The sequence below is a fragment of the Chryseobacterium herbae genome, from assembly GCF_025154075.1.
GTDB lineage: Bacteria > Bacteroidota > Bacteroidia > Flavobacteriales > Weeksellaceae > Chryseobacterium > Chryseobacterium herbae.
In genome coordinates, this window is the sequence record NZ_JAOAMU010000002.1 from 284,472 (window position 1) to 306,357 (window position 21,886).

At 39.7% G+C, this 21,886-nt stretch carries 23 protein-coding genes; 13 read left to right on the forward strand and 10 right to left on the reverse strand.

The window, feature by feature from the left end:
* Positions 1-306 precede the first annotated feature (306 nt).
* Positions 307-693: a winged helix-turn-helix transcriptional regulator gene (locus tag N0B48_RS07500; protein WP_259837942.1), complete on the reverse strand. Its 387-nt coding sequence runs from the start codon at positions 691-693 to the stop codon at positions 307-309.
* A gap of 94 nt (positions 694-787) precedes the next feature.
* Here N0B48_RS07500 and N0B48_RS07505 point away from each other — a divergent pair, with 94 nt between their 5' ends.
* Positions 788-1,318, forward strand: coding sequence for an NAD(P)H-dependent oxidoreductase (locus N0B48_RS07505; protein ID WP_259837943.1), 531 nt, complete (start codon positions 788-790; stop codon positions 1,316-1,318).
* 211 nt (positions 1,319-1,529) lie between these two features.
* On the opposite strand, the gene N0B48_RS07510 is transcribed toward N0B48_RS07505, so the two are convergent.
* The 5 genes from N0B48_RS07510 to N0B48_RS07530 form a co-directional block, all read right to left on the reverse strand.
* A complete protein-coding gene (locus N0B48_RS07510) occupies positions 1,530-2,000 on the reverse strand; it encodes a hypothetical protein (RefSeq protein ID WP_259837944.1) in 471 nt (156 codons plus the stop codon).
* Positions 2,000-2,500, reverse strand: a complete 501-nt coding sequence (locus N0B48_RS07515) for a DUF2199 domain-containing protein (RefSeq protein WP_259837945.1) — start codon at positions 2,498-2,500, stop codon at positions 2,000-2,002. Before N0B48_RS07515 ends, N0B48_RS07510 begins: the two co-directional genes overlap by 1 nt.
* A 14-nt stretch (positions 2,501-2,514) precedes the next feature.
* Entirely contained in the window at positions 2,515-3,984 is a 1,470-nt protein-coding gene (locus N0B48_RS07520; protein WP_259837946.1) for an FAD-binding oxidoreductase, read from the reverse strand.
* A gap of 35 nt (positions 3,985-4,019) precedes the next feature.
* On the reverse strand, positions 4,020-5,606 hold the full coding sequence (locus N0B48_RS07525) for a patatin-like phospholipase family protein (protein WP_259837947.1): 1,587 nt from the start codon (positions 5,604-5,606) through the stop codon (positions 4,020-4,022).
* A gap of 154 nt (positions 5,607-5,760) precedes the next feature.
* Positions 5,761-6,660, reverse strand: coding sequence for a magnesium transporter CorA family protein (locus N0B48_RS07530; protein ID WP_259837949.1), 900 nt, complete (start codon positions 6,658-6,660; stop codon positions 5,761-5,763).
* 73 nt (positions 6,661-6,733) lie between these two features.
* On the opposite strand from N0B48_RS07530, the gene N0B48_RS07535 reads away from it, so the two are divergent.
* Positions 6,734-7,756 (forward strand): 3-oxoacyl-ACP synthase III family protein, encoded by a 1,023-nt coding sequence (locus N0B48_RS07535; protein WP_259837950.1) that lies wholly within the window; start codon positions 6,734-6,736, stop codon positions 7,754-7,756.
* A 110-nt stretch (positions 7,757-7,866) separates the two neighbouring features.
* Here the strand turns inward: N0B48_RS07535 and N0B48_RS07540 are convergent, their stop codons facing one another.
* On the reverse strand, positions 7,867-9,027 hold the full coding sequence (locus tag N0B48_RS07540; protein WP_259837951.1) for a thioredoxin family protein: 1,161 nt from the start codon (positions 9,025-9,027) through the stop codon (positions 7,867-7,869).
* A 289-nt stretch (positions 9,028-9,316) separates the two neighbouring features.
* On the opposite strand from N0B48_RS07540, the gene N0B48_RS07545 reads away from it, so the two are divergent.
* On the forward strand, positions 9,317-10,942 hold the full coding sequence (locus N0B48_RS07545) for an AraC family transcriptional regulator (protein WP_259837952.1): 1,626 nt from the start codon (positions 9,317-9,319) through the stop codon (positions 10,940-10,942).
* A gap of 278 nt (positions 10,943-11,220) precedes the next feature.
* Positions 11,221-12,114: a phage tail-like protein gene (locus N0B48_RS07550; RefSeq protein WP_259837953.1), complete on the forward strand. Its 894-nt coding sequence runs from the start codon at positions 11,221-11,223 to the stop codon at positions 12,112-12,114.
* 107 nt (positions 12,115-12,221) lie between these two features.
* Here N0B48_RS07550 and N0B48_RS07555 read toward each other — a convergent pair whose 3' ends face one another.
* From N0B48_RS07555 to pruA, 3 genes are all read right to left on the reverse strand, one after another.
* On the reverse strand, positions 12,222-12,431 hold the full coding sequence (locus tag N0B48_RS07555) for a hypothetical protein (RefSeq protein WP_259837954.1): 210 nt from the start codon (positions 12,429-12,431) through the stop codon (positions 12,222-12,224).
* A gap of 220 nt (positions 12,432-12,651) precedes the next feature.
* Complete coding sequence (locus N0B48_RS07560; RefSeq protein WP_259837955.1) at positions 12,652-12,870, reverse strand: cytochrome C551; 219 nt, start codon at positions 12,868-12,870, stop codon at positions 12,652-12,654.
* Positions 12,871-13,116: 246 nt separating this feature from the next.
* Complete coding sequence (gene pruA / locus N0B48_RS07565) at positions 13,117-14,742, reverse strand: L-glutamate gamma-semialdehyde dehydrogenase (RefSeq protein WP_259837956.1); 1,626 nt, start codon at positions 14,740-14,742, stop codon at positions 13,117-13,119.
* A 405-nt stretch (positions 14,743-15,147) separates the two neighbouring features.
* Here pruA and N0B48_RS07570 point away from each other — a divergent pair, with 405 nt between their 5' ends.
* The 9 genes from N0B48_RS07570 (at position 15,148) to N0B48_RS07610 (ending at position 21,464) form a co-directional block, all read left to right on the forward strand.
* Positions 15,148-15,510: a hypothetical protein gene (locus N0B48_RS07570; protein WP_259837958.1), complete on the forward strand. Its 363-nt coding sequence runs from the start codon at positions 15,148-15,150 to the stop codon at positions 15,508-15,510.
* Positions 15,511-15,661: 151 nt separating this feature from the next.
* Entirely contained in the window at positions 15,662-15,964 is a 303-nt protein-coding gene (gene ureA / locus N0B48_RS07575) for an urease subunit gamma (protein ID WP_259837960.1), read from the forward strand.
* A gap of 14 nt (positions 15,965-15,978) precedes the next feature.
* On the forward strand, positions 15,979-16,347 hold the full coding sequence (ureB, locus tag N0B48_RS07580; protein ID WP_259837961.1) for an urease subunit beta: 369 nt from the start codon (positions 15,979-15,981) through the stop codon (positions 16,345-16,347).
* 1 nt (position 16,348) lies between these two features.
* Positions 16,349-18,070 (forward strand): urease subunit alpha, encoded by a 1,722-nt coding sequence (ureC, locus tag N0B48_RS07585; RefSeq protein WP_047453788.1) that lies wholly within the window; start codon positions 16,349-16,351, stop codon positions 18,068-18,070.
* A gap of 78 nt (positions 18,071-18,148) precedes the next feature.
* Positions 18,149-18,814 (forward strand): hypothetical protein, encoded by a 666-nt coding sequence (locus N0B48_RS07590; protein WP_259837963.1) that lies wholly within the window; start codon positions 18,149-18,151, stop codon positions 18,812-18,814.
* Positions 18,804-19,313: an urease accessory protein UreE gene (gene ureE / locus N0B48_RS07595; RefSeq protein WP_259837964.1), complete on the forward strand. Its 510-nt coding sequence runs from the start codon at positions 18,804-18,806 to the stop codon at positions 19,311-19,313. The genes N0B48_RS07590 and ureE overlap by 11 nt, the downstream gene beginning before the upstream one ends.
* A complete protein-coding gene (locus N0B48_RS07600) occupies positions 19,306-20,004 on the forward strand; it encodes an urease accessory protein UreF (protein ID WP_259837965.1) in 699 nt (232 codons plus the stop codon). The genes ureE and N0B48_RS07600 overlap by 8 nt, the downstream gene beginning before the upstream one ends.
* Before the next feature lie 32 nt (positions 20,005-20,036).
* Positions 20,037-20,675, forward strand: a complete 639-nt coding sequence (gene ureG, locus N0B48_RS07605) for an urease accessory protein UreG (RefSeq protein ID WP_034728326.1) — start codon at positions 20,037-20,039, stop codon at positions 20,673-20,675.
* The gene (locus N0B48_RS07610) at positions 20,676-21,464 is read left to right on the forward strand and encodes an urease accessory protein UreD (protein WP_259837966.1); all 789 of its coding nucleotides are present in this window, start codon (positions 20,676-20,678) and stop codon (positions 21,462-21,464) included. It begins immediately after the preceding gene.
* The last annotated feature ends 422 nt before the right edge of the window (positions 21,465-21,886 follow it).

Sequence of the window (21,886 nt, forward strand, 5' to 3'; positions counted from 1 at the left end):
GAGTCTGAGGGTTTTAGTGTTGGAGAGTTTGAGAGTGTGGCGTTTTCTTAAAGAATTTAGGAAAACACTGCTCTTTAATGCTGAGAATCCTGTACTGACACCTCCATCAACAAATTATCACATCATCACATCACCAAAGTTTTATGCATGAACGTGAATTGCTTTGTATTATGTAAAATGAGAAGTTTTTGAATAATGTGAAATTCTATTGGTAACCTCTGTTTCATCAATAGGAACGGGCTTTAGCCCGTTCAATGAATAAAATAAGATCAATTGGCTTTAGCCAAAACCTAAATTCGGCTCCATTTATACCTTCTGCGGTTCTGCCTCTTTATCCCGCATAATCTCCTTATGCTCCTTACCCCATTTTTCAAATTCAAGGATGATAGGTTTTAGCTTGTAACCAATCTCTGTCAGTTCATATTCCACGCGGGGCGGAACTTCAGCATAGACGGTTCTGGTGATGATTCTATCTTCTTCCAGTCTGCGGAGTTGAAGCGTAAGCATTCGTTCTGTGATAGTGTTCAGTTTTTTTCTGAGCTCTCCGAATCTTAATTTACCATTGATAAGGTAGCAGCAGATGGCAAGCGCCCATTGTCCGCCGATGGTATTGGAAGCATAGATCTCCGGACATTCGTCGGAAAGGGCTTTTTTATTGGCAAAATTGGTCGATGTTTCCTTGATTTTAGTCATTACTTACATTTTTTATAGTACCATACAATTGGGCACTACTATTTTAAATGTAAGTTACGTATATTATTTTTGCTGAAGAAATTCAAACAGAAAAATGAAAACATTAGTAATCGTAATTCACCCAGATATTGAAAAATCAGTGATCAATAAAAGATGGATGGATGAATTAAAAAAATCTCCTGAAAAATATACCATTCATTCCCTGTACGAAGCGTATCCGGATGAAAAGATCGATGTGGCAAAAGAACAGCAGTTGATAGAATCTTATGATAACATTGTCTTTCAGTTTCCGTTTTATTGGTTCAGCAGTCCGCCACTTTTGAAAAAATGGTTTGATGAAGTGCTCCTTTACGGTTGGGCCTACGGAAGCAAGAGCGGTTACAAAGCCGGAGGGAAGAAGATATCACTGGCCGTCACAGCAGGAATAGACGAAGAAGGCTACAGCGCATCCGGAAAGTACAAATACACCATGAATGAGCTTTTCCGTCCTTACGAACTGACTTTTGACTACATCAAAGCAGATTATAAAGAACCTTTTGTTTATTACGGAATCGAAAATGATCCTTCAGCAGAATGGATTGAGAGCAGTGTGCCGATGTATCTGGAATTTTTGGATTCACTGTAAACTAGTCACAGTGTTTTTCGTAAACAGGATCTTCGTAAGAGATATTATAATAGTAAATCCTATCGCTGTTTTCGGTACCGAAACTTTTATTGATGATGGCGATGTGCACTTTATGAAGGGTTGTATCAGAAAGTTGCTGGTACAGCCTTCTTGATCTTTTTGTTATCGGTTTTGTACAGTTCTATACATCCACTCACGTTTTAATATCTTTTCATTCCCATCCCGGGCCGTCTTTCTTATAACATTCCGTTACAACGCCCCAATGCGAATATTCCAGAGGCGGAGCTCCATCCTCAGAAAGCCTGTACATTTCATAAAACAAATCAAAATATTCAGGGTTTAAATCAGTATAATCTGGCAACTCCGGGTCATGCACCTTGATTCTTCCGTTTTCAATGGCTTTCCAGAAAAGCTTTTGGTTTTCTTCCGTCAGGCTTCTGGTATCCAGATGCCGGTTGATCCATTCATCGGTGCGGGCGCTGTAAAAGCCATAGCCACTTTCTGCTCTTTCATATTCGTCCTCATCTTCGGGAGGGATCTGAAGTTCCAGCCATTCTGCAAGGGGCTTCCCGTTTTCAAGAAAAGTAAGTTCCTCAATCGCAATCCGAATGATATAATCGTAGCCCGTCCATCTTCTGGAAAAGCATCTTCCGTCTTTAAATACAATAAAACAGCTGGCCATTATTCAGGTTTTAAAATTCTGTTAATTCTTTTTTCAGCTTCTTCCAGTGAAATTCCATTATAAAAATCATGAACGAAAGGATGATCATGGCTTTGATGAGGAAACACAAAAGGACGCCCCACATTGTTATTGACGACAACAGTGGTTGGAATACTTTCTTCAAAATCATAATCAGGAAGATAATTAGACATCCATCCGAAATATTCAGCTGTAAATTCCTTATTGTCATAGTTTTCGACGTATTCATCGAAGCTTTTTTCACTTAATGAAACCCAGATTCCATATTCCAGATCCTGGCAACTGTCTGTTACTTCCTGAACCATGACAGCACGAATGAAACGGTGTGTATATTCCGGATCTTCAATAATACACAAATCTGGTGTCAATTCTGCATTTTCAAGTTCTTCTTCGGTTAAATCGTGGTAAAAAACAGGAGCATTATAAGCGATGGCCGGCCAGTTTTCTTTTTCTTCGCCGCAGCATTCACAGATGTATTTCATAATGATTTGTATTTTTATTTATAATGCTGGTAAAATTTATTGTCAAAAATTTCCTGAGGATCATATTTCCTTTTCATAGCGAAGAAGGAATCAGCCTGAGGATATACTTTTCTCATCTTTATTCGATCGATATGGAGACGGTAGGGTAGATAAAACGTTCCTTCATTTTTAAGAGCAGCATCTACCAGTTTGTTGGTCAGGATCTTCATGGCGTCTTCCTGTTTTGCCGTTTTCTTTTGGTTAAATAGTAAGACAAACCCAAAAACATTTTCCCTTGCATAATTCATATAGCTGTCCTCATCTTTATCCACCGCCCGGATTGTTATATTAAGAAGATCCGGTTCGGAATTTTTGAGAACAGGTTTGATATCTTTGATGAATTGATTGAAATTTCTTTCCGGGATAAAATACTCCTGCAGAAGATCTGTAGAATTCGGATCTTTATTTTCAATAAGAGAAACATGGCCGTTCAGAAGCTCATTTCTAGTATAAACAATGTTCTGAGCTATTTTGCTGAGGTTAGTTTCCAGATCCCATCGAAGCCTTTTTCCATATTCACTGTTGACGGTGCTTCTGAAAACAAGACGTTTTGTTTCTTCACTTTTTGCGTTTTTAGCAGCAATCGATGACGGTTTGTCATCCGTTTTTTCAAAATAATTGATGGTGGCTTCTTCCAGAAAATGTTTGTCCGAAATCCTTAACCTTCCAAAAACCAAACTGACCTCCGGACGATCAGCAATAAGTCTTTTGTAATCACGGGTATAATCATCAGATTTTAAATGGACATACCGGTATTTGAGGTTTGTATTTTCAACCACTTTTAATTTAACATCCAAAATAATTCCGAACAGACCGTATCCTCCAATCACCAGTTTAAACAGCTCAGGATTCTCATCCCTGCTGCAGTTGAGAATTTCACCATTGTGATTCATTAGCGTAAATGAAACAACACTTGATGAAACCGGGGGAATGTTTTTCTGCCATCCGTGGCCGTTCACACTTACCGAACCGCCTATGGAAAAAGAACTGAATGCCTGCATGACGGTAATTGATTTTCCTTTTTTATCAAGATATTGTATCGCATCTTCCCAAAGAGCACCTGAGCCAATCGTAAGAATATTATTCTCAGCATCCAGTTCCATATGTTTATACGGAAGCATATTCAATAAAATACCGTTTGGGTAAATCGTGTGTCCACCCATGCTGTGTTGGGCTCCGGCAATGGATATTTTTAATTTCTTTTCCTTAGCATATTTCAGGATCTGGCGCAGCTGGTTTTCGATCTCTGTTTTTGAAGAAGGAACCTTTATTAAAGTGTCTATTTTGGTTAAATTCAGCTGACTGACATCATTCGCATAGCCTTTTGGCGTTTCAGTCTTAAGATCAGATTCATTCCACTTCGTTCTGAGAACGTGAATAATGGGGATAGAAATAAATACAAGGATGATTACAATTCCGATGGCAAAAAAATATCTTTTCTTCATTGACTATATTAAACATCTAAAATACTCAAAATTCCTTATCCCACCGTCGGGGTATCCTCTTCCTTCAGGATCTTTTTCTCCTTCATGGAAAGCATCATTCTTTCGTATTTGTATTTTTCCCAGTCGAACTGATTCAGAAAATCAAGAGCAGCTTGAAAACCTCTGTTGAAAAGATCTTCTTTTTCCTCTTTTTTCATGAAGAAATTCAGCCAGCTGCTCGTTCCGCAATTAACTGTCTGAATGCTGTAAAGACGGTAAAAACTATGTTTGGTCAAAAATGATTTGTCATTAAACCCTTTTAATGTACTGATGATATTTCCAGCGTAAGAAAAAGGAGTTTTGAGGATTTCTTCACTGGTTTTCCCTTTCTCAGACAGAATATCCGAATCGCTGGTAAGCTGTACCCCGAAAAGTGGCATTCTCGGATAAAATACATCGCTGGCATGAAAAATATCGATCGGGAAGTTGGAAATACTTCCACCATCAATGAAAATTCCGGCAGGGTAGATGTCCTCAGGTTTTGTATTCATCCAGAATTTCCAGGCGTATTTTACCGAGCCGTCATCCTTATTGATCTGTTTTTGGAAAGGTTCAAAAAAGAACGGAACAGACATGGAAGCTCTCACAAACTCGGCTGGACTTACGCGTTTCAGCTCTTCTTCAGACCAGTATAAATTGGCCATCGTAGGAAGCTCTACTTTGATCTTCGCATTGATATCTGTAGTAATAACGATATATTCTGAGCGGAGCTGGTAGAACGGATTGTTTTTATAATAATCATTGTTCAAGGCGCTTTCATAAAATATTCTGTAGCGTGTCTGATCGATATGCTCCAGGTTTTTATTCTTAATGGCTTCAATGCTTTTTAGAGCGATGGTATAATATTCCTGTGTATTTCCGTATCGGTAATTGAGATTAAGGCCCTGCTCTTTCTGAATAAACTTATCATTAAGTTCAGCCACCGTTTTGATCCCGAAACCGTCCAGAACACTTTGCATGGTTTGTAAAAAAGTATTCCCGGGATTGAACCCGCTGTTCTGTTTCCGGAAATCACTGTAAAACTTTTTGATACAGAAAAAAGCGAAAATCACAGGAATCAAAGGAATCAGGAAAAGCAGCTTTGCATTCAGCGTAGTTTCCGGTCTGGATGCAAAAGGAATGATCACGAGGATCACCATAATGACCGCCAAAATAATCGCATTGATTTTAAAGAAATCCTTGTTGTTCAGAATTGCATGAATGGTAGTTTTTACATAAGTTTTTCCATCCATAAAGTCTGCAAAATTCCAGCTAAAGAGAATATCTTTGATCACTTCACTTTTAGCTTCCTCTTTGGTCTTACAGGCCGCAATAAGCATGGTATTTATCGCACCGGCACTGGTTCCTGCCACTTTTAAAAACCGAACACCGAAAATTTCGAGACCATAAAGATACCCCACCAAAGCACTTCCCCAAACACCGCCTCCTTCCTGAACGAACTCCACATATTGGCTTCCTTGCGCATCCAGCAGATCGGAAAACTCCCTTAACGAAATATGCTCATGTAGGGCAGCAAGCTTGTCTTTAGATTCCTGGGAGAGTACATTTTCCTCAAGAATTTTATTTAGGATTTCAGTTTTCATGGTAGGTTGGTGTTTGGTATTTGTACGTGGTCTTTGCTTTAACCAACAAAAAAAGCTCATATGTCATTGCGAACCGCTAGGTGAAGCAATCTCAAATATAATTTAAAGTTAACAACAAATTCGTACTATAATTCAAGTGTTTTCACCCTTTATTTTACCACTGTTTTCGCCTCGCATAAATAAAGGTGCAGATCACGACCAAAGCCATAACACCAACCGTGATAAAGTATCCGTACTTGTGATGCAACTCAGGCATATTCTCGAAATTCATTCCGTAAAGACCGGCAATAAACGTAATCGGTAAAAAATACACTGAATAAATGGCCAGAACTTTCATGACCTGGTTCGCCTTCTGATCCGAAAGCGCGAGGAACATCGAAATAAGGTTGGTGATCTGAATATTTAAATGATCAAAATCCGCCACAACATCCTTATGCTTATCTTTTAAATCGACGATCTCGGAATCCTGAAGATTTAAGAACTTGAATTTATCTACCGCATCAGTTGAAATCGTCAGTACTCTGGAGTTCAGACCGGATTTTCTTTTCAGCTTGTACAGTCTTCTGATCTGGTTGGTATGGTTCGTGTTTTTGAGGAAAATCTCGTTTTCGATATTATCCATCGTTTCAAGAAGGCTAATCGATTCATCATCAAAGCTCTTCATAATCAAAAGTGCGATCATTAACGCGATTTTTGAAGGAGGAACTTCTGTCTGGATAGCAGAAATCTGTTTCTTCGTTTCCAGAATACTTTTCGTTTTCATCCTGTGGATGGTGATGATGGTATTTTCCAGCAGAAAGATGGCGATCTTCGTACTGATATCGCTTATGGTGTTGAGGTTTTTTCTTTCCAGCTCAGTACTTTCGCGGAGGAGAAAGAACTTTACACTGCCATCTTCTTCATATTTCGGAAGGTGGTTCGGATCCATGGTATCTTCCAGCAGAAGATTGTTGATCTCATATCTTTCGTGAAGAAATTTCAGGTCTTCCGCAGTGGGAGCCTCTACATCTACCCATTCACATTGGGAATCTCTGTATATCGTGTCGATTGGCATATAATAAAAATACTAATATTTTGAAAAACTATGTGTTAAATAATTTTATCTTTGCCAAAATTAAAAAAACTATATGATTAAAAGTACAATAAAAGGAATAGGATTTCATGTTCCGGATCATGTTGTTACGAATGATGATTTAGCCAAACTGATGACCACCAATGATGACTGGATTACGGAAAGAACGGGCATCAAAGAAAGAAGACACAGACAAAACAGAAACGACTCTCAGGAAACCACTGCGTATTTAGGATTTAAAGCTTCTGAAAAAGCGCTTGAAAAAGCAGGAATGACTGCTCAGGATATAGATTATATTGTTTTTGCGACGCTTTCTCCGGATTATTATTTCCCGGGTTGTGGCGTTTTGCTTCAGGACATGCTGGGATGCGATACGATTGGTGCTTTGGATGTAAGAAACCAATGCTCAGGATTTGTATACGCGGTAAGTGTTGCGAATGCTTTTATCAAATCAGGAACGTATAAAAATATTCTGGTAGTAGGGGCAGAGATCCATTCTTTCGGACTTGATTTTTCTGATGAAGGAAGAGGGGTTTCCGTGATCTTCGGAGACGGGGCAGGAGCCATTATACTTTCAGCGACGGAAGATGAGAATGCAGGAGATATTTTAGCGGTAAATATGCATTCTGAAGGGAAATATGCCGACGAATTGTGTACGCAGTTCCCTGGTTCTAAATTCGGATGGAGCGACAGAATGAGAAAAGAACCTGAAAATGTAACCGATAAAGAAGTCTATCCGATCATGAACGGAAATTTTGTGTTCAAACATGCGGTAACCAGATTCCCTGAAACCATGCAGGAAGCTTTGGACAAGGCAGGAAAAACCATCGAAGATCTGGATATGTTCATTCCACACCAGGCCAATCTTAGAATTGCCCAGTTTGTACAGCAGAAATTTGGACTTCCGGATGAGAAAATTCACAATAATATTCAGAAATACGGAAATACAACGGCGGCTTCTATTCCTATCGCTTTAAGTGAAGCTATTGAAGAAGGAAAGATCAAAAGGGGAGACCTGGTACTGCTTTCAGCATTCGGTAGCGGATTTACGTGGGGAAGTGTTCTGTTTCAATATTAATCAGACGAAAGAAAAAAAGACAAAATAGCAAGTACACATGATGTGCTGCTTAAACATAAAAATCCGCAGAGCAAAGCTCTGCGGATTTCTTTTTTGTTATACTTTATTGCTTAAAGGCTTTTCAGTAACTTTTCTGTCTCTGCAGAATCCTGTCCTGTACTTTTAGCAAGCTGAACAGATTTTTCTGCCCAAATCTTGGCATTTTTCTTATCTCCGATTTTGTTGTAAAGATTAGCTAGCGTATCGGTATTCGCATAGTTTTCGTCTTTTTTTACAGATTCCTGAGCCCATGCTACCGCTTTTTCAAGAGAAGCTTTATTACTTACATTTTCAAAGAAATTCCAGGCTAAAGAGTTTAATTCTTCAGAGCCTGCTGCAGAATAATCCTTATACAATTCTATCGTTAATTTCTCATAAGTAGGAATATCTTTATTCTTCAACGCTCTGCTGGCTTTTACTTTTTTCAGAAACTTTTCAGATTCCTCTTTCGTCATGAATTTTTGAGTTTCCGTCAGAAAATAGCTGTCATTCCAGGTTTTTGTATCTGCGTTATACGATTTTTTAACAACAGTATTCAGCTTTATATTTTTATCAAATTTCGCATACTTCTCTTCCGGGAAAATAACGATGATATCCGCCTTTTTGCTCTGGAAAATCTTATATAAAGGACTATCCGTACTCTGCATTCCTGAAAGAAGCAACTGTAAATCTTCCTGATCAAGCGTTGTTTTCTGCTGGAAATAACGGTCCAATACTCTTCCTGCCAGTTCAGAATCATTGTAGATGGTCAATCCGGCCAGGTTTTTTAGAAATTCAGGATTTTTTTCTCCGTTTTCAAACTTCTTTTTTAATGCGGTAAGTCTTTTATTCGGATCTTCAGCATCCTTTGCAAACTGGATGAAGTCTTTTTCCTCCACATAACCTAATGTTCTGTGTACTTCCTCTCCGTCACCGTTGATGAAAAGATAGGTAGGGAATGCTTTTACATTGTATTTTTTGGCAATACCTATTCCTTCCCCTTTTTCCATGTCTATCTTAGCATTCACGAAGTGGGAATTGTAAAAATCTCCAACGGCCTGAAGCGGAAAAATATTCTTTGACATCAGTTTACACGGTCCACACCATGTAGTATAGGCGTCTACAAATACAAGTTTGTTTTCTTTTTTTGCCTTCGCCAGAATAGCAGCGAAATTGTTGTCTTCAAATTTAATGCCCTGTGCCATTGCCAGTGCTGCTATAAATAAAGAAGAAAATATTGCTAATTTTTTCATAAAACTTTTTATTGATTACAAATGTAATAATTATGCGATTATATAAGTAGCTGTAAACCGAAAATAGTTACGAGGAATTTTATTTTTAATATATAATAATTCTATTTAATGTGAAAATTGTTGTCAACGTGTTATTAAATTAAATAATATTCTGCTTTTTAGTTAAAAAAATTAAATAATAGAAGAATATTTTAATAAAAAATAAAATATTAGTAGCTTTGTAAAAAACAAAAAGACACCCATGAAAATGATGAATTATTATAAAATCCAAATAATAATTTATTTTTTTATGCCTAAAAGTCTGCTAAAACTTTTGTTTTTGTTCATCACTGCTGTCCCCATCTCGGCACAGAAAAAATATGGCTTTGACCAGATCTGTGAAAGAACGTCTGTTCAGATGGTGCAAAAGGATATTCCGAAGGCCCTGAAAACAGCAGATTCTTTATACATGACTGCACAAAAGCCTTTGGATAAGGTAAAAAGTCTCTTACTTTCCGCCGAAGTATATCATTACGCTGGGGAATTCAAAAAATCTATATGCTATGGCGAAAATGCCCACTCACTTCTACATCAGATCGATGATGCGGAATGGTTCTCGCGTGTAAATGAATTTTTGGCTAAAGAATACCGCCTCGTGGGGCTTCATGAAAGATCCAAAAAATATACCCTGCAGGGTCTGGAAGCGGCTCAAGGCATAACGGATGCTCAGCAAAGAGGCAAAGTGCTGGGGCTTCTGAACCAGGAAATGGCGTATTATGAAATGGAGCAGGGCAGCTATTCCGATGCCGTTAAATACATTGAAACTTCATTAAATTCCTTTGGGAAAGATAATATAGAGGGTAATGAAAGGGCGGTGGCAGCCTCTTATCAGATTCTTGGGGATGTCTATTTTAGGCTTAAAGATTATGTACTCTCTGAAAACTATTACCGGAAAGCAGAATCAATGCTTAAAAGTAAATGTTGCATTCTCGGGCTGGTATATAACGGAATCGGCGGGATACGTCTGAAACAGAAAAACTGGAAAGACGCAGAAAGCTACCTTAAAAAAGCTGAAAATATAGCAGACAGTTCCAGAAGTCTTAAGCTCAAAAAAGCAGTTTATTCCAATATCAATGATTATTATGAAGGAACAGGAGACAATGTCAAAGCATCGCTATATGCTGTAAAATATGTAAGAGCCTACGATAGTCTTATCGCCAGAAGCCGTGCCGTGTCACTTAATGGCCCGGAAGTTTTGGTAAGACCCAATAAAAAAAGTGCACAGATCAGTATTGTAAAAAATGCTGCGATTGTAGTACTGCTTATTACTCTGATTGGAATCGTTATCTTTTTTAAAACAAAGCAGAAGAAACAGCGCTCAAAATTCAGAAATATTATAAGAACTCAGCTTCAAATGATCAGTTCCCGCGGTGAATCTGTCCCATTAAAAACAGAAAATTCTGATTTTTCCAATATTTCCGTAGAAGAAGTGGACGATCGGGCAGGTGGATCTGACAAACGAAGAAATGAATCCCTGATGACCTCCGAAACAGAGACAAAACTCCTCGAACTTCTGGAAGAATTTGAAAAGGGAGACCTGTATAACAACAAGAATATGTCGCTGTCATTTCTGGCAGCTGAACTCAATACAAATACGAAGTATCTTTCCTATGTGATCAATCAGCATAAGAATGCCGATGTTAAAACCTATGTCAACCGTCTGAGGATTAACTATATCGTAGATAAATTGATCAATGATGAAAAATACAGACAGTATAAGATCAGCATCCTCGCAGATGAATGTGGCTTTTCTTCGCACAGTAAATTTGCGTCCATATTTAAAGCGGTAACTGATTTTTCTCCATCGTCTTATATTAAATATCTGGATGCTGAAAATCAGTCAGATAAAAATGTTCATATTCGCGAAAACAATTAGTAATCAGACTGTTTTTATAAATTGTGTCTTTTCATTTTCATGAAAACAGACAACCTATTGTTTTATCTAAGGCTTTCACATCTATATCTTTGCGCCAGCTTTATGGGAATGAGAATGCTGCATTTTGTCACTCATTTTTTAATCTACTTATTCCCATTAAAGCAGAACAGCGCTCCACAATCTAAACATTAAAACTAAAAATTACTAGACGGTATAAAATATCTGCCAACTTTTTATACAAAAAAACCATGAAAACTTTTTAACTAGTAAATTAAACAATGAAGACAACTTTAACTGTCGTGTTGGCATCTGTATTCGGTAATGCTGCTTTTGGGCAGATAGGAATCAATACAGCTGTGCCGATTGCGAGTCTGGATATTGTCGCGAAAAGAAGCGACGGGTCCACAGCTGAAGGGGTATTGCCCCCAAGGCTTTCAGGGGATGAGATCAAGGCAGGTGATTCCCAATACAAAGAGAGTCATGCAGGAACTATTATTTATGCTTCGGCAGCAGTAAGGGTACCAAGCAGCAAAACGGTCAATATAACCGCCGCCGGACTCTATTATTATGATGGAAAAATGTGGCAGAGAATGCTGCAGGGAGATCCCAGAAAACTGAGTCCCCAGTCTGCAGGAGATATCAAAAACTCTGTGCAGCCGTCAGATCATAGCGGATGGTATCTGCTTAATGGAAGGTCTGTTTCCTCTCTTCCAGTACCGGCACAGACTTCAGCGGCAGGCTTAGGCTTTACGACGAGTCTTCCGGACGCAGCAGACAGGATTCTAAAAACAAGAAATGGTGCAGAACTATTGGGAAGCCCAGGCGGGAATAATAATATGACGATTACCCGTTCGAATCTTCCGGATATTAATCTGACAGGCGTGGTAAGCGGAACTGCAGAAAGTGCAGGAGCGCATATTCACACATCGGGAGAAGGCGGTTTTCTGCTTGGCGGAACCGATGTAGGGAATAATGGATCAGGCCACTATCAGGGCAATAATGATTCTTCCTCATGGGGAGGAGTCGGGTTGATGAGCAGTACAGCAACGTCCGGAGCTCATATCCATTCACTGTCGGGGATTGCAACGATTCCTACAGGAGGTATAGGGGCTTCTATGGATAACAGATCTGCCTATCTGGTCGTAAATACCTTTATTTATCTGGGTGAATAATCTGGTGCGATAAAAGATTTTATAATACAATCGGGGTTGATTGCCCGGTTTTTTTCAGTCAAGTTTTTTTAAGTGCAAATCCGCAGCGTAGCTGCGGATTTGTTATTTTATTTAGTCTTTAAACTGTCGGTTTTCACTTTGGAGGTATCCTTAGAAACTGGGGCCGGCTCAGAATTAGCAACAGCGGAATCTCCCATTTTGTTTCTCAGAGAATCTTTATTGTGCTCGTCTTTGAACTCTTCTCTTTTTTCCTTGTTCTGGGCGCAGCTTCCTAAAAACATAACGCCAAGAATAGCTCCTATCCATAATTTTTTCATAATAATTAATTTTGATGTTTAATACAATCAAATATAGAAAAATATTAAGAGTTTTCTGAGAGCAGGTCTTATATTCCGGGAAAATTTTGTTTTGATGTAGTGAATAAAGAATTTCTCCGGCTTATTGGGTGAAGCCCGTTCAATGAAATTATAAAAACAAAAAATCCACAGAGCTTTCATCTGCGGATTTTCCATATTTAGATTAAACATCTGTTTGTATCTATTTAGCCGGAACTACTGTTGCCGTTGAATCTACTTTAGTGGTAGCAGGGTCAGGATTCATCTTTTTTGAAGATGCCGTATCCGTTGCTGCCGGCTGTATGGTCTGTGTATTCACTGCTGTCGAATCCGAATTCTTCGTCGACATGGTAGATTCCTTGGTTCCGCAGCTCACAACGACTATTCCTAAACCAAAGGCTGCTAACAATAACTTTTTCATAATATTTTATTTTTAGTGTACCCTGTCAAGTTCAATAACCATTCCTAAGCGGTAGGCTAAAGTATTAAAACATAGATAAAGTTTGTTAAAAGGTGTTAGAGGTAGCAGATGATAGGTAGCAGGTTGCAGGTAATAGTAGAGTTATGAATTTACAGTATTACTCATTATTCATTACCCATTACTCATAAAAAGGCCCCGGAAGAAATTCCAGGGCCCATATTACTCATTGCTCATCAGCAATAGCTTTTATCCCAGGTATGGGTATTTGTAGTCTTTTGGAGAAACGAAAGTTTCTTTGATACTTCTTACAGACGTCCATCTCAGTAAGTTCATTTTAGAACCTGCTTTGTCGTTGGTACCTGAAGCTCTACCACCACCGAAAGGTTGCTGTCCTACAACGGCACCTGTTGGTTTGTCATTGATATAGAAGTTTCCTGAAGCATTCTCTAAAGCTTTGAAAGCTTCGTTGATTGCGTAACGGTCTTGTGCGAATACAGAACCTGTCAGTGAATAAGGAGACGTAGAATCTACCAGTTTCAATGTTTCCTTCCAGTCCTGATCTTCGTATACATAAACAGATAGGATAGGTCCGAAGATCTCTTCTACCATACTTTCGTAATGAGGATTTGTAGTTTCGATTACTGTAGGGTGTACAAACCATCCTTTAGAATCATCAACTTTTCCACCGATTGCTATTTCAGCCTCACCGGAAGCCGTTGCTCTGTCGATGAATCCTTTACATTTTTCGAAAGAATTTTTGTCGATAACTGCGTTAACGAAGTTCGACGGATCTTCAGGAGAACCCACTTTAATTGAGTTGATCTGAGTTTCCATTACTTTTTTCACATCAGCCCAAAGAGATTTAGGTACGTAAGCTCTTGAAGCTGCAGAACATTTCTGTCCCTGATATTCAAAAGAACCTCTTACCAAAGCAGTAGCTACAGCCTCTACATTAGAAGAAGGGTGAGCGATTACGAAATCTTTTCCACCTGTTTCTCCAACGATTCTTGGATATGTTCTGTAGTTATGAATATTATCACCGATCATTTTCCACATTCCCTGGAATACTTTCGTAGATCCTGTGAAGTGAAGACCTGCAAAATCAGGATGTGCCAAGACTTTCTCAGCCGTTTCTTTTCCATCTGTGAAAACCATGTTGATTACCCCTGCAGGAAGACCCGCTTCGATTAATACATCCATGATTACTTTTGCAGAGTAAATCTGCTTGTCAGAAGGCTTCCAAACCACTACGTTTCCAAGCATAGCCATACACGTAGGTAAGTTTCCTGAAATTGCTGTAAAGTTGAATGGCGTTACTGCAAAACAGAAACCTTCCAACGGTCTGTACTCTACACGGTTCCAGATTCCGCTGTCGGAAACTGGCTGCTCAGAATACATCTCCGTCATGAATTCTACGTTGAATCTTAAGAAATCGATAAACTCACACGCAGCATCAATTTCAGCCTGGTGCACGTTCTTAGACTGTCCGATCATCGTTGCCGCGTTGATCACGTCTCTGTAAGGTCCTGCTAAAAGATCAGCCGCCTTTAAGAAAATAGCTGCACGGTGTTCCCAGCCCAGCTCGTTCCATTCTTTTTTAGCTGCCAATGCCGCGTTGATGGCGTCATCTACATGCTGCATGGTACCTTTGTAGTAAAACCCGAAATCATGAGCATGATCCTGAGGAGACTGAAGCTGAACTTTCTCGTCCGTTTTCACCTCTTTTCCATTGATAAACATTGGAATTTCTATCTTCTCAGCCCACATTTTTTTGTAAGTGGCGATAAGGCTTTTAACTTCTGGAGATCCCGGTACATAAGAATTTACCGGCTCGTTTACTGCAAATGGTACTTGCGAAATTGCTTTTGACATATTATGTTGTATTATTTTAAAATTATCAATATGTTGGTATACAAATTTACAATAATTAACGCAAAGAAAAAAAATCACGTCTCTTTATACAATGAAATTTGTCATGGGCTTATAGTTGAAAAATATCTTTTTTAATCAACAGAAAATGACAGGTTTCAGCATTTTATTAACCTGATTTTTTAGAGTTATTGTGAAGATGTATCGGTTTAGAACACTTATATAAATGAAAACACCAAAATACTTGTCACAGTTAGGTAATTTCGGTGAATGGCTGTAATAAAGGAGTTTATGTCTGAACTGCCCATTTGAAGGAATTGGATTTGTCTCGATTTTGAACATTTTAAATGACCTTTTTGATAGCTGCAGGATAGCGGATTGTCTAATTTTACACCATCAATGACTGATATGAAAACCAGAGTCTTATTATTCTCTTTCGTAATGTTCTTTTCCGCTTTATGTGCAGGTCTTTTTGCAGGTACGGGGAAGACACAGTCATATCTTGATGCTTCCTCAAAAATACAGCTCGTTAAGCATGCAGACCAGCAGGGTCAGCCTGAGATTTACAGTGTGTCGGATGATCAGGATGCACAGGATTCCAATGATGTTGAAAAAGTAAAATTTGATTATTCCATCATCACCCAGCAGTGGCTGAACTTTTTCTTCACCGGTTATTCTTCCGAAACCAAAGCGGTGGCCATTCAAAACCGCGTCCATATTACAGCACCAAGGTACATTCTATATCATGCCTTGCAGATCGCAGGCTGCTAATCTTTTCCGGACTTTTTATGAATTCTGTGATGTGTATTTGAATACAGATCCATAAGAATCATACCCTGTTTTCAATGGGTTTAAAACCCTCTATTTGTCTTTTCCAAAAGGCAGACAGGATTTCCCTATATCCAATTTAAAATCCAATACTATGCACTTAACACCGAGAGAATCGGAGAAGCTGATGCTGTTTCTGGCAGGAGAGCTTGCTCTGAAAAGAAGGGCCAGAGGTCTTAAACTTAACTATCCGGAATCTATCGCACTCATCAGCCATTTTCTGCTGGAAGGCGCCAGAGACGGCAAAAAAGTAGCCGAGCTGATGCAGGAAGGCGCTCATCTTCTTACCAAAGATGATGTGATGCCCGGAGTTCCGGAAATGATCCATGATGTACAGATCGAAGCCACTTTTCCGGACGGAACCAAACTGGTCACCGTACACAATCCAATCCGTTAATACAAATCTCTATTATGATACCAGGAGAAATTTTTGTAAAAGAAGGAACTATTATCTGCAATGAAGGCAGAGAAACAGTTAAAATAAAAGTAGTCAATACAGGTGACCGTCCCATTCAGGTAGGTTCCCATTTTCATTTTTTTGAAGTGAATAAAGCCATGAGCTTCAGCCGTGAAAAAGCCTTTGGAAAGAGACTGAATATCGTGGCAAGTACCGCCGTACGTTTCGAACCGGGAGAAGAAAAAGAAGTAGAGTTGGTAGAAATTGGAGGCACCAAAAAAGCGATGGGCTTCAATAATCTGGTAGATGGCCAGGTAGATTCCGAAGATCAGAAAAAAGCCAGTCTTGCCAAAGCGGAAGCATTAAACTTTAAAAATCAATAACATGAGCTTACCCATAGACAGAAAGCAGTATGCCAATATATTAGGACCTACAGCCGGCGACCGGATCAGACTGGGAGATACTGAAATCATCATTGAAATAGAAAAAGATTTTACCCATTACGGAGACGAAGCCGTTTTCGGAGGTGGAAAAACTGTTCGTGACGGAATGGGACAAAACGTGACCGCAAAAAGAGACGAAGGCGTTCTCGATCTGTGCATTACTGGAGCTGTGATCATCGACCACTGGGGAATTGTCAAAGCTGATATCGGAATCAAAGACGGAAAAATCATCGGCATCGGAAAAGCTGGAAATCCTGATACCATGGATGGTGTGTCTCCGAATATGATCATCGGAGCTTCAACGGAAGTGCATGGCGGAAAAGGCTATATCGTAACTGCAGGAGGAATAGATACTCACATCCATTACATCTGTCCGCAACAGATCGAAACCTCTTTATACAGCGGAATCACTACCATGATCGGAGGAGGAACAGGTCCGAACGACGGAACCAATGCCACAACAGTGACTCCCGGAAAATTCAATATGCAGAAAATGCTTGAGGCAGCTGAAGAATATCCTATGAATCTTGGCTTCTTCGGAAAAGGAAACTGTTCAGCAGAAGAACCGATTGAAGAACAGGTGGAGGCAGGTGCATTAGGCGTAAAGATCCATGAAGACTGGGGTGCAACGCCGGCAACCATCGATGCTGCCCTGAAAGTGGCTGATAAATATGATGTGCAGGTTGCTATTCACACTGACACATTGAATGAAGGAGGTTTTCTTGAAGATACGATGAGAGCGATCAACGGAAGAGTGATTCATACCTTCCACACAGAAGGTGCAGGAGGAGGTCATGCTCCGGATATCATTAAAGCAGCGATGTACCCGAACGTTTTACCCGCTTCTACCAATCCCACACGTCCTTATACGATCAATACGATCGATGAACATCTGGATATGCTGATGGTATGTCATCATTTAAGTAAAAATATCCCTGAAGATGTAGCTTTTGCAGATTCAAGAATCCGTCCTGAGACCATTGCAGCGGAAGATATCCTTCATGATATGGGTGTTTTCAGCATTATGAGTTCAGATTCCCAGGCGATGGGAAGACCGGGTGAAGTGATCACAAGAACATGGCAGACGGCGAGTAAAATGAAGGAGCAGAGAGGAAATTTAGAAGAGGATAAAGATTCCGAAAATGATAACTACAGAGCCAAAAGATATGTAGCGAAATATACCATCAATCCTGCCATTGCTCACGGTATTTCTGAATATGTGGGGTCTCTTGAAGTAGGAAAACTGGCTGATCTTGTGATCTGGAAACCTGCATTATTCGGGGTAAAACCTGAGATGATTTTAAAAGGAGGATTTGTGATCGCTGCTAAAATGGGAGATCCGAATGCTTCTATTCCTACGCCGCAGCCTGTTATTTACAGAAATATGTTCGGGGCGCATGGAAAGGCAAAATTCGGAACCTGTGCGAATTTTGTTTCCCAGATTTCTATCGACAACGGAACGATTGCATCCTATAAACTGGAAAAAATGATTCTGCCAGTGAAAAACTGCAGAAATATTTCTAAAAAGGATTTGATCCATAACGATAAAACACCTGTCATTGAAGTGAATCCTGAAAACTACAAAGTAACCGTAGACGGTGAATACATTACTTGTGAACCGGCGGAGAAACTTCCTTTGACACAGTTGTATTACTTGTTTTAATCTTGAGTTTTTTAAGGCTCGGTAACTGCCGGGCCTTTTCTTAAACTGAATGACAAAACTAACATTGAACAGATTAAAATGAAAAACTTAAATAAAACTGCTTTTTCCCTTGCAGTGGCCGGAATGTCTGTGTTTTCCGGACAGATGAAAGCCCAGTTTCTGGGAGGAAGAAGACTGAAAAACGACGAAGAAGGCCCCAAAGGACAATTCATGATCTACGGCTCCTTCGATTATTCCAAAACCAATAGCCCTTCTGGAAGCAACAGCTCCACAGGAACGAGTAACAATGCAGGAATTCCGCTGGGTGTGGGATATTTCATCAATAATAATGACGTGATCGGGGTGAATTATGCCTATGCTCAGAACGTGACAGATCACAAAACGATATACAAACAGAATGAAGCAGGGATTTGGTACAGCCCGTCAGTCACATTAGGTAAATATTTTGCTTTGATCGCTCAGGTGGATGCTCATTACGTTTGGGGACAAAAATTGTCGGATGCGTCGGCTTCCATGGATCATTTTAACGGCTATCGTCTTCGGGCTTATCCTTTATTCGCCATATTCATGGGCGGCGGCTGGGCATTGAAGTTCAAATTTGCTGAATTATCGATGCTGCAAACCAAAACAAAACAGGAAGACTGGACCAAAACCTATGTGGCCGGAATCAGTGCTTCTACATTCGGGGTGGGAATTTCTAAAAATATTGATTTCAGAAAAAAAGCAGATAGCAATGATCATTAACCAAACGATAGGGAATCTCGCGGAGAATCCATCAGCAAAACATATAGATTATCTGGATTTGGAATGGTTTGAAACCACGAAAAGAATTCAGCGTAAAAAAACGAGGCTGGGAACGGATATCGCGATTAAATTTCTCCGTGAAGGCCAACGTCTGCGGGAAGGAGATATCCTTTTTGAAGACGAGGAAAACATCATTGCAGTGAATGTTCTGGAAACAGAAGCCATCATGATGTCACCGGATTCTCTTCTGGAAATGGGAACGGTTTGCTATGAGATCGGGAACAAGCATATTCCGCTTTTTATTCAGGAGGATAAAGTGCTGCTTCCTTTTGAAATGCCGATGTTCAGATGGCTGGAAGCAAGCGGATTTAAACCGGAAAAACAGACCGTAAAACTGCTGAATCTCCTTAAATCCAACGTAGAACCCCACGGACACGGAAGTCTGGGCTCTTCAATTTTTAACAAGATCTTAAAAATGGCCGCTCCAAAAGATGAATAAAACGAATTTAAACTTTCTGTCAGGACTGCTTCACCTCGCAGATCCTACGCTTCCGATCGGCGGCTACACCCATTCCAACGGCCTTGAAACCTACGTGCAGGAAAGAATCGTTGACAATCTGCAAACCGCTAAAGAGTTTGTGGAAAATATGCTTCAGTACAATCTTAAATACAATGACGGCGCTTTTGTAAAACTGGCTTATGAAGCTGCAGAAAACAGTGATCTGGAACTTTTAATAAGCCTCGACAACGAGTGTAATGCCATCAAGTGTCCGCGTGAAATCCGCCAGGCCAGTCAGAAATTAGGATTGAGGCTGATTAAGATTTTCAAAAGAAGAGAAAGCTTTCCTTTTATGGAAGCCTTTGAAAAGACCGTTCAAAACCGGGAGGCCAATTCACATTACTGCATTGTATTCGGAGTGTATGCTTACCTGATGAAGATTCCTTTGTATGAAGCATTGCTGGGATTTTATCACACTTCTGTAGCAGGAATGATCACCAATGCGGTAAAATTGGTTCCTCTCGGACAGCTCGATGGTCAGGATATCCTGTTCTCTCTTTATCCGGTGATGGAAAAAACAGTCCATGAAACCATAGCACTGGACAGAGATATGGTAGGACTTTGCAATACGGCTTTTGACATCAGATGTATGCAGCACGAAAGGCTTTATTCGAGGCTTTATATGTCTTAACGATTAAAATAAAAAAACAAAAATTAGAAAAAATGGACAATAGAAAATATATAAAAGTAGGAGTGGCCGGGCCTGTAGGTTCAGGAAAAACGGCTTTACTGGAACGTTTAAGCAGAAAATTATTTGGAAAATATGATCTTGGAGTGATCACGAATGATATTTATACCAAAGAAGATGCTGAATTTATGGCTAAAAACAGCCTTCTGCCACACGACAGAATTATCGGGGTAGAAACAGGAGGTTGTCCACACACGGCGATCCGTGAAGATGCAAGTATGAATCTGGAAGCGGTAGATGAGCTTGCGGCCCGTTTTCCGGATATCGAACTGGTACTGATTGAAAGTGGCGGTGATAATTTATCCGCTACTTTCAGCCCCGACCTTGCTGACGTGACGATCTTCATCATTGATGTTGCGGAAGGAGAAAAAATTCCAAGAAAAGGAGGTCCCGGTATTACAAGATCAGATTTACTGATCATTAATAAAATTGACCTTGCCCCGCACGTAGGAGCAAGCCTTGAGGTGATGGAAAGAGATGCCAGAAGAATGAGAAACGGAAATCCTTTTGTGTTCACCAACCTTAAAACAGATGAAGGTCTGGACAAAGTCATTGGATGGATCAAAAAATATGCGCTTCTGGAAGAGTGTGAAGAACCGAACCTGGTAAGATAGATGGACAGCCGTTTACATATCATTGCAGGATTCAAGGATGGTGGTTCTTACGTGAAAGACCTCTATGTTTCACTTCCGTTCAGAGTCGTTTCGGTAGGACAGCGAAAAAGTGACAATAAACTCTATCAAATGGTGATGAGCTCCTCTCCCGGAATTCTGGACGGAGACCATTATCACCTGAATATTGAGCTGGAAAAAGGCGCTTCACTGCAGCTGCAATCACAGTCGTATCAGCGGTTGTTCAATATGAAGGATAAAGCGGTTCAGGAGCTTCATGTAAAAATGGAGGACTACACTTCATTTGCTTATGTTCCACACCCGGTGGTTCCGCACCAAGATTCAAATTTTCAGAGTAAGGCCAATATCCATATCGGAAAGAATAGCCAGATCATCATTAGTGAGATCATCACTTGCGGAAGAAAACATTATGGTGAAGTTTTTAAGCTGAAACGGTTCCAGAATCTGATGCAGATCTATCATGAGAACAAGTTAGTGATTAGGGATAATGTTGTGATTCAGCCGGATCTCATCCCAATCAACTGCATTGGAAATCTGGAACAGTACACCCACCAGGGAACGCTTATTTTCTACAGTACGAAAGAAAATGTTGACAAAAACGGTCTAATAGAAACCATCGTAGAATTGGCAGAGCAGTATAAAGAAGAAATGGAAGCAGGTGTTTCCGCTATGGAAGATAATGGATTTGTGGTAAGAGCTTTAGGACATGGAGGAGAACTGATGTATAATTTTTTTCTCCAAATCCAGGAAATCCTTTGGTCTTTAGAATAAATAATTGATGACTATTATTTTGGATTAAACCATACAATGATTCAATGAATAGGAGCTGGCTTTAGCCCGGTCTTAGCCGATGATCAGATCATTTATAAGGAACAACCATTAAAAGATTTCAATTAAATCAAAAGACCTCATTATTCAATAGAATCGGGCTTTAGCCCGATTAAAAAAATAGAAAATTAATCAGAGGCTTTAGCCAGAAGCAGGATCATGATTGAAGAGGATCAATTACGAGATTTCAATTAAATCAAAAGACCACATTATTCAATAGGATCGGGCTTTAGCCCGATTAAAAAAATAGAAAATCAATCAGAGGTTTTAGCCAGAAGTAGGATCATGATTGAAGAGGATCAATTACGAGATTTCAATTAAATCAAAAGACCACATTATTCAATAGGATCGGGCTTTAGCCCGAT

What these genes read in the sequence shown, in the direction of transcription:
- N0B48_RS07500 (WP_259837942.1), bottom strand. Translation starts at nt 693, where the DNA reads ATGACTAAAATCAAGGAAACATCGACCAATTTTGCCAATAAAAAAGCC.
- N0B48_RS07505 (WP_259837943.1), top strand. Translation starts at nt 788, where the DNA reads ATGAAAACATTAGTAATCGTAATTCACCCAGATATTGAAAAATCAGTG.
- N0B48_RS07510 (WP_259837944.1), bottom strand. Translation starts at nt 2,000, where the DNA reads ATGGCCAGCTGTTTTATTGTATTTAAAGACGGAAGATGCTTTTCCAGA.
- N0B48_RS07515 (WP_259837945.1), bottom strand. Translation starts at nt 2,500, where the DNA reads ATGAAATACATCTGTGAATGCTGCGGCGAAGAAAAAGAAAACTGGCCG.
- N0B48_RS07520 (WP_259837946.1), bottom strand. Translation starts at nt 3,984, where the DNA reads ATGAAGAAAAGATATTTTTTTGCCATCGGAATTGTAATCATCCTTGTA.
- N0B48_RS07525 (WP_259837947.1), bottom strand. Translation starts at nt 5,606, where the DNA reads ATGAAAACTGAAATCCTAAATAAAATTCTTGAGGAAAATGTACTCTCC.
- N0B48_RS07530 (WP_259837949.1), bottom strand. Translation starts at nt 6,660, where the DNA reads ATGCCAATCGACACGATATACAGAGATTCCCAATGTGAATGGGTAGAT.
- N0B48_RS07535 (WP_259837950.1), top strand. Translation starts at nt 6,734, where the DNA reads ATGATTAAAAGTACAATAAAAGGAATAGGATTTCATGTTCCGGATCAT.
- N0B48_RS07540 (WP_259837951.1), bottom strand. Translation starts at nt 9,027, where the DNA reads ATGAAAAAATTAGCAATATTTTCTTCTTTATTTATAGCAGCACTGGCA.
- N0B48_RS07545 (WP_259837952.1), top strand. Translation starts at nt 9,317, where the DNA reads ATGCCTAAAAGTCTGCTAAAACTTTTGTTTTTGTTCATCACTGCTGTC.
- N0B48_RS07550 (WP_259837953.1), top strand. Translation starts at nt 11,221, where the DNA reads ATGAAGACAACTTTAACTGTCGTGTTGGCATCTGTATTCGGTAATGCT.
- N0B48_RS07555 (WP_259837954.1), bottom strand. Translation starts at nt 12,431, where the DNA reads ATGAAAAAATTATGGATAGGAGCTATTCTTGGCGTTATGTTTTTAGGA.
- N0B48_RS07560 (WP_259837955.1), bottom strand. Translation starts at nt 12,870, where the DNA reads ATGAAAAAGTTATTGTTAGCAGCCTTTGGTTTAGGAATAGTCGTTGTG.
- pruA (WP_259837956.1), bottom strand. Translation starts at nt 14,742, where the DNA reads ATGTCAAAAGCAATTTCGCAAGTACCATTTGCAGTAAACGAGCCGGTA.
- N0B48_RS07570 (WP_259837958.1), top strand. Translation starts at nt 15,148, where the DNA reads ATGAAAACCAGAGTCTTATTATTCTCTTTCGTAATGTTCTTTTCCGCT.
- ureA (WP_259837960.1), top strand. Translation starts at nt 15,662, where the DNA reads ATGCACTTAACACCGAGAGAATCGGAGAAGCTGATGCTGTTTCTGGCA.
- ureB (WP_259837961.1), top strand. Translation starts at nt 15,979, where the DNA reads ATGATACCAGGAGAAATTTTTGTAAAAGAAGGAACTATTATCTGCAAT.
- ureC (WP_047453788.1), top strand. Translation starts at nt 16,349, where the DNA reads ATGAGCTTACCCATAGACAGAAAGCAGTATGCCAATATATTAGGACCT.
- N0B48_RS07590 (WP_259837963.1), top strand. Translation starts at nt 18,149, where the DNA reads ATGAAAAACTTAAATAAAACTGCTTTTTCCCTTGCAGTGGCCGGAATG.
- ureE (WP_259837964.1), top strand. Translation starts at nt 18,804, where the DNA reads ATGATCATTAACCAAACGATAGGGAATCTCGCGGAGAATCCATCAGCA.
- N0B48_RS07600 (WP_259837965.1), top strand. Translation starts at nt 19,306, where the DNA reads ATGAATAAAACGAATTTAAACTTTCTGTCAGGACTGCTTCACCTCGCA.
- ureG (WP_034728326.1), top strand. Translation starts at nt 20,037, where the DNA reads ATGGACAATAGAAAATATATAAAAGTAGGAGTGGCCGGGCCTGTAGGT.
- N0B48_RS07610 (WP_259837966.1), top strand. Translation starts at nt 20,676, where the DNA reads ATGGACAGCCGTTTACATATCATTGCAGGATTCAAGGATGGTGGTTCT.